Source organism: Paracoccus sp. Arc7-R13, assembly GCF_004010775.1.
Taxonomy (GTDB): Bacteria; Pseudomonadota; Alphaproteobacteria; order Rhodobacterales; family Rhodobacteraceae; genus Paracoccus; species Paracoccus marcusii.
Genome location: NZ_CP034810.1, coordinates 1494281 through 1507560 on the forward strand (window position 1 = coordinate 1494281; position 13280 = coordinate 1507560).

The 13280-nt window shown below is 68.0% G+C and carries 10 protein-coding genes and 1 other annotated feature; of the genes, 1 reads left to right on the forward strand and 9 read right to left on the reverse strand.

Annotated features, from left to right (window positions below; all coding sequences use genetic code 11):
* Positions 1 to 4: 4 nt before the first annotated feature.
* The 7 genes from EOJ32_RS07435 to trpS all read right to left on the reverse strand — a co-directional run bounded on the left by EOJ32_RS07435 (position 5) and on the right by trpS (position 8216).
* Positions 5 to 1252, reverse strand: a complete 1248-nt coding sequence (locus EOJ32_RS07435; RefSeq protein WP_127898123.1) for a glycosyltransferase family 4 protein — start codon at positions 1250 to 1252, stop codon at positions 5 to 7.
* Complete coding sequence (locus tag EOJ32_RS07440; protein WP_127898124.1) at positions 1249 to 2439, reverse strand: hypothetical protein; 1191 nt, start codon at positions 2437 to 2439, stop codon at positions 1249 to 1251. The genes EOJ32_RS07435 and EOJ32_RS07440 overlap by 4 nt, the downstream gene beginning before the upstream one ends.
* Before the next feature lie 19 nt (positions 2440 to 2458).
* Positions 2459 to 2971: a hypothetical protein gene (locus tag EOJ32_RS07445; RefSeq protein ID WP_045982223.1), complete on the reverse strand. Its 513-nt coding sequence runs from the start codon at positions 2969 to 2971 to the stop codon at positions 2459 to 2461.
* Between the two features lie 67 nt (positions 2972 to 3038).
* Positions 3039 to 4340, reverse strand: a complete 1302-nt coding sequence (locus EOJ32_RS07450) for a Hint domain-containing protein (protein WP_164871404.1) — start codon at positions 4338 to 4340, stop codon at positions 3039 to 3041.
* A 293-nt stretch (positions 4341 to 4633) separates the two neighbouring features.
* Complete coding sequence (locus tag EOJ32_RS07455; RefSeq protein WP_127898126.1) at positions 4634 to 5488, reverse strand: universal stress protein; 855 nt, start codon at positions 5486 to 5488, stop codon at positions 4634 to 4636.
* Between the two features lie 15 nt (positions 5489 to 5503).
* Positions 5504 to 7000, reverse strand: a complete 1497-nt coding sequence (locus tag EOJ32_RS07460) for a SulP family inorganic anion transporter (RefSeq protein ID WP_127898127.1) — start codon at positions 6998 to 7000, stop codon at positions 5504 to 5506.
* Positions 7001 to 7063: 63 nt separating this feature from the next.
* Positions 7064 to 7119, reverse strand: a sequence feature (sul1 is cis-regulatory element that is thought to sense ions involved in sulfur or methionine metabolism; They are found in Alphaproteobacteria).
* 62 nt (positions 7120 to 7181) lie between these two features.
* The gene (gene trpS, locus EOJ32_RS07465; protein ID WP_127898128.1) at positions 7182 to 8216 is read right to left on the reverse strand and encodes a tryptophan--tRNA ligase; all 1035 of its coding nucleotides are present in this window, start codon (positions 8214 to 8216) and stop codon (positions 7182 to 7184) included.
* A gap of 74 nt (positions 8217 to 8290) precedes the next feature.
* Here trpS and EOJ32_RS07470 point away from each other — a divergent pair, with 74 nt between their 5' ends.
* Positions 8291 to 8992: a rhomboid family intramembrane serine protease gene (locus tag EOJ32_RS07470; RefSeq protein WP_127898129.1), complete on the forward strand. Its 702-nt coding sequence runs from the start codon at positions 8291 to 8293 to the stop codon at positions 8990 to 8992.
* Here EOJ32_RS07470 and murJ read toward each other — a convergent pair.
* Both murJ and EOJ32_RS07480 read right to left on the reverse strand, forming a co-directional pair.
* On the reverse strand, positions 8989 to 10518 hold the full coding sequence (gene murJ, locus EOJ32_RS07475) for a murein biosynthesis integral membrane protein MurJ (RefSeq protein WP_127898130.1): 1530 nt from the start codon (positions 10516 to 10518) through the stop codon (positions 8989 to 8991). The two genes, EOJ32_RS07470 and murJ, sit on opposite strands and share 4 nt — an antisense overlap.
* Positions 10515 to 13268 carry a [protein-PII] uridylyltransferase gene (locus EOJ32_RS07480; RefSeq protein WP_045982229.1) on the reverse strand — a complete coding sequence of 918 codons (2754 nt, stop codon included), beginning with the start codon at positions 13266 to 13268 and terminating at the stop codon, positions 10515 to 10517. The genes murJ and EOJ32_RS07480 overlap by 4 nt, the downstream gene beginning before the upstream one ends.
* Positions 13269 to 13280 lie beyond the last annotated feature (12 nt).

Here is a 13280-nt window from a genome sequence, read left to right on the forward strand (position 1 = left end):
AAGGTCAGTGGACCGGCGCGCCGATGGCCGCGCGCAGCCAGGCATCCTTGGCCGGAAACACCCGCGCCGCATCGTGATCGGCCAGGATCGTCCGGCGCGCGGCGCGGCGCAGGTCGGCCGCGTCACCCGGATTGTCCAGCACCCAGGCCATCGCGTCCGCGACCTCGTCCGCGTCGTCCATGTCGACGATCAGGCCGTTCTCCATGTCGCGGACCAGTTCGCGCACCGGGGCGGTGTTCGATCCGATCACCAGGCATCCGGTGGCCATCGCCTCGGACAGGGACCAGGAGGTGACGAAGGGCTCGGTGAAATAGACATGCGCGTGCGAGGCCTGCAGCGTGCGGACATATTCATCGCGCGGGCGCATGGCGTTCACGTGGATGCGGCGGTGATCCAGGTCCAGCTGGTCGATCATCCGCAGCCACCAGCTGTCGCCGCGCGCCAGCGGTCGGCCATAGGACACGCTGTCATTGGCCAGGATCACCGTGTCGAAGTCGTCACGCCGCGCCTGCAGGCGGGCGACGCCGCGCAGGAATTGCGGAAAGCCGCGCAAGGGCTCCATCCCGCGGGTGGCATAGGTGATCACGGGGCGGTCGGCGGGCAGGCGCAGCCAGTCGAAATCGATGCGCGCCTGCGGGTCGGGGCGGTGCAGGTCGCAATCCACCCCATCTGGCATCACGGTGATCTGGCGGCGCAGGACCGGAGGAAAGCGGCTGGCCTGGAACAGCGTCGGGCACCAGCTGGCATCGGCCAGGTCGAATTCGCCGGTGATCGGCAGGTTGCGCATCCGGTCCGAGATCATCACCGCCAGGTCGGCGGGCTTTTCCGCCCGGCGCTTGTCCCAGTTGCGGTCGGTGTAATACCATTCGTGATAGGCGACATAGGTGCAGTCGGGCCAGACCAGCTTGACCCCCAGCCCCACGCCCCAGCCCGCATGGGCCACCACGACGTCGGGGACATAGCCTTCGGAATGGCGCATGCGGAACATCAGCTCGGTCGCGCCCCGGCAGTTCTGCGCGGCGTGGTCCAGGATGTGACGCGGATCGCCCGTGGGGATCGTGGTGTCGCGCAGCGCGAATCGGCGGGTGCAGATGCCGTCATGGGCAGGGTCGGCGTCGATGCCGCCATGCATGAAGGTGACGTCCCAGCCCTGGCCCGCCAGCCAACGGCCCAGGAACTCGAACTGGCCGGGGCCGGACAGGTGCAGAAACAGGATGCGCGGCCGCTGCGCCACGGATGTCGCGACCGTCATGACCGGGGAACCGTCTGCCAACCCGTGCAGCCCGCCGCCAGTAGCGGCTGCTGATCGGTGCGGTTCACGATGGCCTGCACGCGGGCATGGGCGACGCCCAGGTCCAGCCGCGCCTTGGTCGCGACCAGGAACGTCGCATCGCCGTCCATGACCGCGTGGACCGCGGGAAACGCCGCCTGCAGCAGGTCGCGGATCGCGGGCAGGGGGCCCGTTCCATGGATCAGCAGGACGCCGCCGTCGCCCGACAGGCGCCGCCCGGCGTGGCGGATGCGCGCCAGCGCGTCCGCACCATGCAGCCAGTCCTCATCCGCCCTGGCGACGATCGCATCCAGCCGCGGCGCATCGGGTGCCGCATCCGACAGCTGCGCTGGCCGGAACGCCGCGCCAAGGTCAAGCGCCTGCATCGCCGCTAGGGGCCAGCCCGCCGCGGGGTGATGCACCGTCAGGCCGGGCACCAGGGCCAGCACCGCAATGGTCAGCGGCAGATGCGCCGGCCCTGTCACCATCACGTGCCGCAGGGCCGATGTCGCGCAGAGCAGCCCAAGGCAGCGACGCGCCCAACCCTCGACCGGCATGGCCGGGTTCAGCGCGTCGATCATGCCCAGGGGGGTGCCGTCGTCGTCCAGCACCTGCACCCGGCGGTCATCCAGCATGCGCAGCGCCGCCCCATCCAGGCGGTGCAGGCCGTGATTGATCGCCCGCGCGCGGGCCCGGACCGGGGCGTCGGTCGCCCGCAGCCAGGCGCGGTGGAAGGGCGTGACCCAGGAAAACGCGTCGCGGTTGTCCAGCAGCTCGACCGCCTGCTGGACGGCGATGGCCAGCGGACCGTCCAGGTCCAAAGACAAGGGCAGGCCGCCGGGCTGCGTCCCGGCCAGGGTCACGCGCCGCGCACGCCAGGCATGGCGCTGGACGGGGCCGGTCTGGAGCCGCGTCTCGGCACGGTTCAGGTGCAGGTCAGACAGTGACGACAGGCGGGGGTTCAGCACGTGGATCAGGTCCGCCCCCCGCCGCAGGGCCAGCAGGCGCACCGGCACGCCAAGGGCGGGGGCACAGACGCATCCGTCGCCGCTGCCCGTCAGCGCATCGCCCAGCAGGCGCATCGCGACACCGGTCAGCGGATCGTCGGCCCGCGCCTCTGCCGGGCGCAGACCAAGTCTGGGGTCATCATGGGTCAGCTGCGCGGTCATCGTGGGGCCCGCGCGGACATTACAGCCGACTAAAGAAGGCGCCGCCCAGGGGCGTGGCGCCATCCGCGGTCAGCAGCGCGTCCATCCGCGGAACGGCGACGCCAAGACCCAGGGCAACCTGGATGCCCCGGACCCCGCGCGGCGCGGACCAGCCGCGCACGGCCAGCATCACCCGCTGCCAGACGGCGGACCCGGTAGCGGTGTCGCGGATGTCGCTGCGCAGATGCGCCGTGTGGATCACCGTGATCCAGCTGGCGGAATGGGTCCGCATCGGTTCGAACGCGAACAGCGCAAAGGCCACCGGCTCGGCCTCCAGCGATACGACGACGGCACCGTGATAACCGCTGTCGTCATGGACCTGTGCCAGCAGGCGCTCCACCTGCGGCTGGTCGAAGGGCAGGTCCGCGAACAGGCTTTCCCGGTGCATCTGGCGGGCCAACGGCACGATCAGGTCGGGCCGGGCGGCGTGCCTGCCGACGGTGACATCGGTGCGGCGCAGCAGGGCGGGGGGCAGGTCGGTATGGAGTGTCATGATCCCAAGCGGCCCAGCCTTGCCGTTGCCGACATGCTGGGCCTGTCCAATGACCGCAGGCCGGTCCTTACGAATACAGCGGGCGGTCGTTGCGGGCGTGGCGGGCGGCCAGCGAGCGTCCTTCGCGACCCTTCAGGAACGGGATGGCCGGATCGGTCTCGGTCATCGCCTCGAAATCGGGGAAGATCGCGCGCAGTTCGGACAGCTGGTCCTGGCTGAGAAAAGTCAGCGCCTGACGCCCGGGGAACAGGCTTTCGGCCTCGATCCCCTCGACCGACAGGATTTGGTGGTCTGCGAACATCAGGTGCAGGTACTGGACGCTGCGGGCGTCGCCGTCCACGTCGATGCCGTTCACGCCGATCAGCGGCTTGACCGCGACCAGCACCTCGGGGGCGCCGAACATCGTCTCGGCGATGGCCGAGCGGATGACGACGCGGTGCTGGGGCGAAAAGCGGATGTCGCGCAGGGGCAGGCCGTTGCCGAAGGCGCCGGCGGGCACCAGGATCGGCAGCAGCTTGGGGTTCCCCGCCAGATCGACCGCATCCAGCCTGCGCGAACCGATCCAGGCCAGGGCCTTGGGGCCGTTGCGGGTGATGACCGTGTCGCCCTGGCGCAGGGTCTCGATCGGGACCGCGCCGCGGGGGGTGTCGATCAGCGTGCCGGCGGTGAAGCAGACCGCGTTGATCGCCTCGAAATTGGCAAAGCCCGACCGTGATGCCACGGTCGATCCGTCGCGAAGCGTCATCGTCCCATAGGAGACCGTGCCCTGCAGGATGCGCGGATAGGCCAGGATCGAGCCGATGTCGCTGTCGCTGTAGACGTTGGTGACCAGGTCGGCCTTGCCGTCGCCGTCGGTGTCCATGGTGACGTTGCCGCTGGACAGCGTCAGGGTCCAGTCCCCGCGCAGGTTCAGCGTGTCCTGACCCTTGCCGCCATCCAGCTTGGCGCCGCTGCGCATCTTGTCGGCATCCGACAGGCTGTGGTCCGGCTTCATGTCGAACCACAGGACGTCGTCGCCCTTGCCAAGGTCCACGCGCGCGCCGAACGACTGCTCCAGCTTCAGCGTGTCGTCGCCGTCGCCGGTAGAGATCGTCTCGAAGGTGGTGCGCGACAGATGGGCCATGTCGTCACCGGTGCCCATGTCAACCTGGCCGAAGGCGACGCGGGCGCCCTGGCCGGACAGGTTTCCGCCCTCCAGCGTGTCGTCGCCGCCCTTCATGCTGATGTCGTACACGCTGCGGTTGTCGCCCGGCTCGGTTTGCCGGCTGAACGCCCAGTCCGACAACGTGACGTTCTGGGTTCCCTCCGAGGAGTTGCCCTGAAGAATGGTCGCGCCATCGCCATCATAGCTGCCAAAGATCGTGGCCATGACAGTCATCCCTCTTGAAAACGATTCTTGTTAACTTTGTATAAACGGCGTTACGCCCGCATGGCCACGGTTGTCAACAAGATCCACGCACACGGCATGCGTGAAGACCGGTTTGGAGACCAATCTCGCACATCGTGCAATTCGTTGATTAATCTATGAACTTACCGGTTCACATTGCACGTTGTGCAGGGCCGGTCCGGGTTGATCCAACGCGGAGGACGGAGGCCGGCGTCCGCGTCGAATCTGCAACTGGAGGCTGTAAATTTGTGCGCTGTTAACTGTTTATTTACGGGTCAGCGGAACAGCAGCACGGATCGGCGGGAATCGATCAGCATGCGCGTGGTGACCGATCCGATGATCAACCGGCGGATGCGGCTGTGCCCATAGGCCCCCATGACCAGCAGGTCGTGATCCTGCTGTTCGATCCGTGCGATCAGCGCGCTGTCGGCGCTGCCGTCCAGCAGTTCGGCGCGCGCATCGCGGCCGGCGGCGCGCAGGCGCAGGATCGCCTCCTCCAGCTGGACCTGCGCCTCGCGGTTGGCCGGGGCGGCCATCGCCACCTCGATCCGAAGCCCGTCGAAGACCGGGCTGGAGGCCACGTGATCGACCGCCTTCATCGCCGAGGCCCCGCCGTCAAAGGCCAGCATCACGCTGGCGATGGGGCGGAAGGCGCGGGCGGCGACCAGGACCGGCACCTTGGCCGCGCGGACCACGCGTTCCAGGTTCGATCCGGGATGGTCGGCCGCGAAATCGGCGGCCTCTCCGCGCTTGCCGATCACGATCAGGGCGGGGCCTGCGGCCTTGCCGGTCGCATGGGCGATCAGGTCGCCCTGTTCCAGGCGCGTCTCGACCCGCGCGGCGCCTGCGCCCAAAGTCAGGTTGCGCGCATCCTCCAGCAGAGCGCGGCCCTGCGCGTTCGCCAGGCGCGCGCGCTGTTCGTCAAGGCTTGCCAGCTCGTCCAGCAGGGCGCTGCGCGCGCCGAGGCGGATCGTGCCGGACAGGTCCTGCGACGGGGCGGGGGACCTGCGGCCCAGGACGTGCAGCAGCTCGACCGGCATGCCGCTGCGCGCCGCAAGCCAGCCCGCATGTTCGCACACCGAGGCCGCGTAGACCGAGCCGTCCACCAGGGCGATGATCTTGTCGTTCATGTGCCGTCTCCCCCTCTAATGCGCCGTCAGCTTGTCCAGGGCGCCGGGCTTGTCATGGATGGCAAGCCGGTCGACCAGCGTCTCCGAGGCGGCGTTCATGCCGATCAGCTGCACCTGCGCGCCGTCGCGCCGGAACTTCAGGATCGCCATGTCCAGCGCCTGCACCGAGCTGATGTCCCAGATATGCGCCCCTCTGACGTCGATGGTGACATGATCCAGCGGTTCTGCAAAGTCGAACGCGGCCATGAAGTCCTCGACCGAGGCATAGAACATCTGCCCCTCGACGACATACGTCCGGCTGCGGCCGTCCGCCGACAGGGTCGAGGTCACGCGGAACAGCTGCGCGATCTTGGCGGCGAAGAAGATCCCCGACAGCAGCACGCCCACCAGCACCCCGATGGCCAGGTTGTGGGTCCAGACGACCGTGGCGACGGTTGCCAGCATCACCACCGACGACGAGCGCGGATGGGTGCGCAGGTTGGCCAGCGACGACCAGCTGAAAGTGCCGATGGACACCATGATCATGATCGCGACCAGCGCCGGCATGGGGATGCGGCTGACCAGATCGCCCAGACCCACCACCAGGATCAGCAGCGCCACCCCGGCGGTGAAGGACGACAGCCGCCCCCGCCCGCCGGATTTGACGTTGATCATCGACTGTCCGATCATGGCGCAGCCCGCCATGCCTCCGATGAAGCCGGTGGCGGTGTTGGCCAGGCCCTGGCCGATGCATTCCTGGTTGCGGTTGCTGCGCGTGTCGGTCAGCTCGTCCACCAGGTTCTGGGTCATCAGGCTTTCCAGCAGGCCCACGATGGCGACCGCGATGGAATAGGGCAGGATGATCTGCAGCGTCTCCAGCGTCAGCGGGATGTCGGGGATCAGGAACATCGGCAGCGTGTCGGGCAGCGCGCCCATGTCGCCCACCGTACGCACGTCCCATCCGAAGGTCATCGCAAGCCCGGTCAGCACGACGATGGTGACCAGCGGCGACGGGATCGCCTTGGTGATGCGCGGGAACAGGTAGATGATCGCCAGCGACGCCGCGACCAGCACGTAGGTGAACCAGGTCACGCCGGGTGCGGACAGGTCCAGTTCGGGCAGCTGCGCCATGAAGATCAGGATCGCCAGCGCGTTCACGAACCCGGTCATCACCGATTTCGAGACAAAGCGCATGAAGCGTCCCAGACCGGCCAGGCCACAGCCGATCTGGATCAGGCCGGCCAGCACGGTGGCCGCCAGCAGGTATTCAAGCCCGTGATCGCGCACCAGCGTGATCATCAGCACCGCCGTCGCCGCCGTCGCGGCCGAGATCATGCCGGGACGCCCCCCGGTGATCGCGGTGATAACCGCGATCGAGAAGCTGGCATACAGCCCCACCTTGGGGTCCACGCCCGCGATGATGGAAAAGGCGATGGCCTCGGGGATCAGCGCCAGGGCCACGACAAGGCCCGAAAGCAGGTCAGGCCTGATGTTGCCCAGCCATTCGTTCTTGTAGGTCGTCAGTGAAAACATGTGTCATCCGTTCCTGACCGGGCCGTCGTGGCCTGCGGTCCGACAGTCAAGTGTCAAGGTTCGAATTGTCCGGCGGATCGGCGGCCGGAAGAGCCACCCGGAATCTCACCGGGTCCATGCACGTGTCGGGCTGATAGCCGCAAAGGGGCTGCTGGCGCAACCCCATTGCGGCCGGGGGGCGTCAGCCTCGGGTGCGCAGCAGGCCCATGATGTCCTTGGTCCGCTCCAGGATCGGCATGGAGACGGCCGCCGCGCGGTCGGAACCGTCGGCCAGGATCGCGTCGATCTGGGCGGGGTCGGCCATGTATTCGGACATGCGCCGGGTGATGGGCGACAGCGCCTCGACCGCGACCTCGGCCAGGGCGGGCTTGAACGCGCCGAAGCCCTGACCCTCGAACCGGGCCAGGACCTGGTCGGGGGTCTCGTCCGTCAGGGCGGAATAGATGTTGATCAGGTTGCGCGCCTCGGGGCGATCCTTCAGACCGTCCATCTGGCCGGGCAGGGGATCGGCATCGGTGCGCGCCTTGCGAATCTTCTGGGCGATGGTGTCGGCGTCGTCGGTCAGGTTGATGCGGCTGGCATCCGACGGATCAGATTTCGACATCTTCTTGGAGCCGTCGCGCAGGGACATGACCTTGGTGGCCACACCTTCGATCAGCGGTTCGGTGATCGGGAAATGGGTGACGCCATAGTCGTGGTTGAACTTGGCCGCGATGTCGCGGGTCAGTTCCAGGTGCTGCTTCTGATCCTCTCCGACGGGCACGGCGGTCGCCTGATAGGTCAGGATGTCGGCCGCCATCAGCGCCGGATAGGCCAGAAGGCCCAGGCTGACGTTCTCGGCGTTCTTGCCGGCCTTGTCCTTGAACTGGGTCATCCGGTACATCCAGCCCACGCGCGCGACCGTGTTGAACAGCCACGCCATCTCGGCATGGGCGCTGACCTGGGACTGGTTGAACAGGATCGACTGCGCGGGGTCCACGCCCGACGCCATGAAGGCCGCCGCCGCCTCGCGCGTGCGCGACAGCAGGATCTGGGGGTCCTGCCAGACGGTGATCGCGTGCAGGTCGACGATGCAGTAGATCGTCTGCGCGTCCGGGCCCTGCAGGGCCGCGAACCGCTTGAGCGCGCCAAGGTAGTTGCCAAGCGTCAGCCCGCCCGACGGCTGGATGCCGGAAAAGATGCGCGGGCGGAACTGGGCGTTGATCGGGTCGGACATGAGCGGCCTGCCTTGGAATTTCCTGCCCGCTGGCTTAGCGGTTGACCGGTGCCTTCGCAACCCAAGGAAACCCCATGCGATCAAGCCTGCCTGAATCGCCGCTGAACCCGCTGCCGCCCGTGATCTGGCTGCTGACCCTGCCCGTCATCGCCTCCGAGGCGGTCTTTGCCCTGGGCGGCGCGGGCCTGATCGGCGGGGCCGAGGGCGTGGGCCTGCGCCTGTCCGCGATCCGCATGGCGGCGTTTCCGCCCGAACTGGCACAGCGGGCCTGGACGTTGGGGGCGTTCGATGTGGAACAGATGTACCGGTTCCTCAGCTTCGTGTTCATCCATGTCAACGCCATGCATGCGCTGTTCGTCGTGGTGTTCACGCTGGCCCTGGGGAACATGGTCGCGCATAACTTCCGCCCCTGGGCGGTGCTGGCGCTGTATTTCGGGTCGGCCATCGGCGGTGCGCTGGTCTATGCCGCGATCATCCAGGCGGTGGGCGCGCGGTCCGCGCCGCTGATCGGCGGCTATCCGGCGGTCTATGGGCTGGTGGGGGCGTTCACCTTCCTGATCTGGACGCGGCTGGCGGCAGAGAACGCGAACCGGATGCGGGCCTTCACGCTGATCGGCATGCTGCTGCTGTTCCAGCTGGTCTTCGGCCTGATCTTCGGCGGCGCGGGCCTGGGTTGGATCGCCGAGATCGCGGGCTTTGGGTTCGGGTTCGCGCTGTCCTTCGTGCTGGTCGACGGGGGCATGGCCCGCGCGCTGGCGCAGCTGCGCCAGCGTTAACCGCGCCGGACGGCGGCGCGCAGTTCCGACGGGCGATAGCCGACGATGACAAAGGCCAGCGCGAAATAAAGCGCGGCGCCGCCAAAGACCAGGATCGCCAGCCCCGCGCCGCGACCCAGGCCTGCGGCTTCCAGCCAGCCGCGGGTCGCCCACAGGACGGCGGCCATCAGCGCGGATGCCAGCAGGATGCGCGGGAACGACCGGCGCAGGCGCGCATCGGCGCGCGCCGCCTGACCCATCGACCGGGTGCCCCACCACAGCTGCGCCACCATGATCCAGGCCGCGATGGTCGTGCCAAGCGCCGCCGCCAGGAACCCGAAGATCGGCATCAGGCCAAAGGCCGCGACGGCGTTCACCACCATCGAGATCAGGGCAAAGCGGAACGGGGTCCTGGTATCCTCGCGCGCGAAATACAGCGGCTGCAGGATCTTCTGCAGCACGAAGGCGGGCAGGCCGAAGGCATAGACAATCAGCGCCGCCGCCGTCTGCTGTGTGTCGAAGGCGGTGAAGGCCCCGCGTTCGAACAGCGTGCTGACCATCGGTTCCGCGATCACCGCGATCGCGAAGGCCGAGGGCAGCGTCAGGAACAGTCCGAACTCCGTGGCGCGGGAATAGGCCGACTGGCCGCCCGCGTGATCCTCGGCCCGGATGCGACGGGCCAGTTCGGGCAGCAGGACGACCGCGACCGCCGCGCCCACCACGCCCAGAGGCAGCTGATACAGCCGGTCGGAATAGGACAGCCAGGCGATGGCCCCCTCGAACCGCGATCCGACCTGACGGCCGACCAGCAGGTTGATCTGCACGACCCCGCCCGCGAATGCCGCGGGCAGGGCCACCGCGATCAGGCGGCGCATGTCGGGCGTCAGGCGCGGGCGGTGCGGCCAGAACGTGTATCCCGTCCGCCGCGCGTCCCACCAGACCAGCGCCAGCTGCGCCACCCCGGTGACGGGCGTGGCCCAGGCCAGGGTCAGGCCGAGGTCCCATCCCTGCCAGCGCCCCAGGCCCATCGCCACGATGAACAGCAGGTTCAGCAGCACCGGCGCCGCCGCCGCGGCCGTAAATCGCCCGTTCGCGTTCAAGACGCCCGAGATCATCGAGGCCATCGAGATCAGCAGGATATAGGGGAACGTGATCCGCCCGTATTCGACCGCCAGGTCGAACCGTTCATCTCCCGCGAACCCCGACGCCATCAGCCAGACCAGCCCCGGCATGAAGATCATCGCCACCGCCGACAGCGCCAGCACCGTCATGAACAGTCCCGAGAACGCCTCGCGCGCGAAACGCTGCGCGTCGGCCGGATCGTCCAGCTTCTTCGAGAACATCGGGATGAAGGCGGTGTTGAACGCGCCCTCGGCGAAGAAGCGGCGGAACATGTTGGGCAGGGACAGCGCGATCAGGAACGCCTCGGCCACGGCGCCGGTGCCCAGCCAGGCGGCCATCAGGATGTCGCGCACGAAACCCGACGCGCGCGAGATCAGCGTCCATAGCCCAACGGAGAGGAACCCCCGCACCAATCCGGATTTCATGCCTGTTCAGCCTCTGCCCGTTTCACGCCGTCGGCGATCGCCGTGCGCAGTTTCTTTTCCAGCCCGTCACGTTTCGCGGGGCTGTGCAGCTTCAGGCCGAACATGTCCTTGACATAGAAGCTGTCGACCACCTGCGCCCCATAGGTCGCAATGACGGCGCTGACAATCTGGATGTGGTTCGCGGCCAGCGTCCGCGTCAGGTCGTACAGCAGGCCGGGGCGGTCGCGGGTGTCGACCTCGATGATGGTATAGATGTCGCTGCCTTCGTTGTCGAAGGTGATGTGGGTCGGGAACTTGAACTCTCGGTTGCGCTTTTTCGGCTTGTCCCGGCTGGCAAAGGCCTCGCGGGCGACGATCTCTCCGGCCAGGGTGCGCAGGATTGTCTGGCGCAGGCGGGGCAGGCGATCCTCGGCAAAGGGATGCCCCTCCGCGTCCTGGACCCAGAAGACCGCCGTCGCATAGCCGTCCCGCGTGGTATAGGTGCGCGCGTCGACCACGTTCGCCCCGGTCAGCGTCAGCGCCCCGGCCAGCCGCGAGAAGATGCCCGGATGGTCCGACAGCACGAAGGCCGCGCGGGTCGCATCCCGGTCGGGATCGGCGCGCAGGTCGATGCGGATCTCGTCCGCGCCCAGGCCAGACAGAAGGTCGGCGAAGACGGCCTGCGTCTGAGTCTGCAGGCCCGACCAATAGGCGTCGTAATGGCGCCCCAGTTCGGCGCGGATGGTGCGGGCGTCCCAACCCTTGGCGATCAGCAGGTGGCGCAGCGACCGTTTCGCCTCGGTCTGGCGACGGTCGCGGTTCAGCTCCTCCAGCCCGTTCTCCAGCGCGGCCGCGGTCTCCTGGTGCAGCTGGCGCAGCAGCGCGGCCTTCCAGTTGTTCCAGGTGCCCGGGCCCACGCCGCGGATGTCGCAGACGGTCAGCACCAGAAGCATGTCCAGCCGCTTGCGCGTCTTCACCGCCTTGGCAAAGTCGCGCAGCGTGCGCGGGTCGCTGATGTCGCGTTTCTGCGCCACGTCGGACATCAGCAGGTGATGGCGCACCAGCCATTCGACCGTGTCGATGTCGTCCTGGGCAAAGCCGAAGCGCGCCGCGATCCGCCGCGCGATACGCGCCCCCAGGATCGAATGATCCTCGGGGCGACCCTTGCCGATGTCGTGCAGCAGGGTCGCCAGATACAGCACGCGACGGTTCACGCCGGCCTGGATGATCTCCGACGACAGTGGCAGGTCCTCGGGGTGTTCGCCGCGCTCGATCTCGGCCAGGGCGGCGACGCATTGGATGGAGTGTTCGTCCACGGTGTAATGGTGATACAGGTTGAACTGCATCATCGCCACGACGGGTTCGAATTCCGGGATGAAGGCGGCCAGCACGCCCAGTTCGTTCATGCGCCGCAGCGCGCGTTCGGGGTTCCCGTGCCGCAGCAGCAGGTCCATGAAGATGCGGATCGCCTCGGGGTCGGACTGCACCTTGTCGTCGATGCGGTCCAGGTTCGCGGCCACCAGGCGCAGCGCCTCGGGGTGGATCAGCACGCCGGTGCGCAGGGCCTCCTCGAACAGGCGCAGGATGTTCAGCGGGTCGGCCAGAAAGGTCGCTTCGGTTTCATAGGACAGGCGACCCTGCTGATCGACGAAACCCGCGCGCATCTTGCGCCGCCGACGAAAGATGCGGCCCAGGAAGGGTGCTGCGCGGACATGGCGGGTCTCCAGTTCCGTCAGGAAGACGCGGGTCAGCTCTCCGACGCGGGTGGCGTGGCGGAAATAGTCCTGCATGAAGTACTCGACCGCGCGTCGGGCGGTGGTGTCGACATAGCCCATGCGCCGCGCCACCTCGACCTGCATGTCAAAGGACAGCACGTCCGACGGCCGCCCCGCGATCAGGTGCAGGTGGCTGCGCACCGCCCACAGGAAATCCTCGGCCTGCCAGAAGGCCAGATGCTCGTCGCGGGTGAAGACGCCCAGATCGACCAGCTCGACCGCCCTGTCGACGCGGTGGATGTATTTCGCGATCCAGTACAGCGTCTGCAGGTCGCGCAGGCCGCCCTTGCCCTCCTTGACGTTGGGTTCCAGGACATAGCGCTGGCCGCCCTGACGGGTGTGGCGCGCGGCGCGTTCCTCCAGCTTGGCCTCGATGAACTCGGGGATGGTCCGCTCGAACAGTTCCGCCCACAGGCGGGTGCGCAGCTCCTCGGCCAGGGGGGCGTGGCCCGTGACCAGGCGGTGTTCCACTAGCGAGGTGCGGATCGTCATGTCCGCCGCACCAAGGCGCAGGCAGTCGTCCACGCTGCGGATCGAATGGCCGATCTTCAGCTTCAAATCCCACAGCATGTACAGCATCGATTCGACGACGCTTTCCGCCCAGGGGGTGATCTTCCACGGGGTCAGGAACAGCAGGTCCACGTCGGAGGAGGGCGCCATCTCGGCCCGGCCATAGCCGCCGACGGCCAGCACGGCCAGGCGCTGCGTCTCGGACGAGGACTGCTGGGGGTGCAGGCGCGTCGTGGCCACGTGGTGGACCGCGGTGACCAGCGCATCCGTCATCATGGCGATGGCACGCACCGTCTCGCGCGCGGCGCGGGGATGGGTGGCAAAGGCGGCCTCGATCGCCTCCATCGTCACGGATCGCGTCAGGGCCAGCATCGCCACGGTCTGCGCGCGGATCTGGCGGGGGTCGGTGGTTCCCGCCAGCTGCCGGTCCAGGCGGGCCAGCAGCTGGTCGGTGTCCAGGTCGGGTCGGGCCGCGACGATGGTCATCGGTCGGTGCGT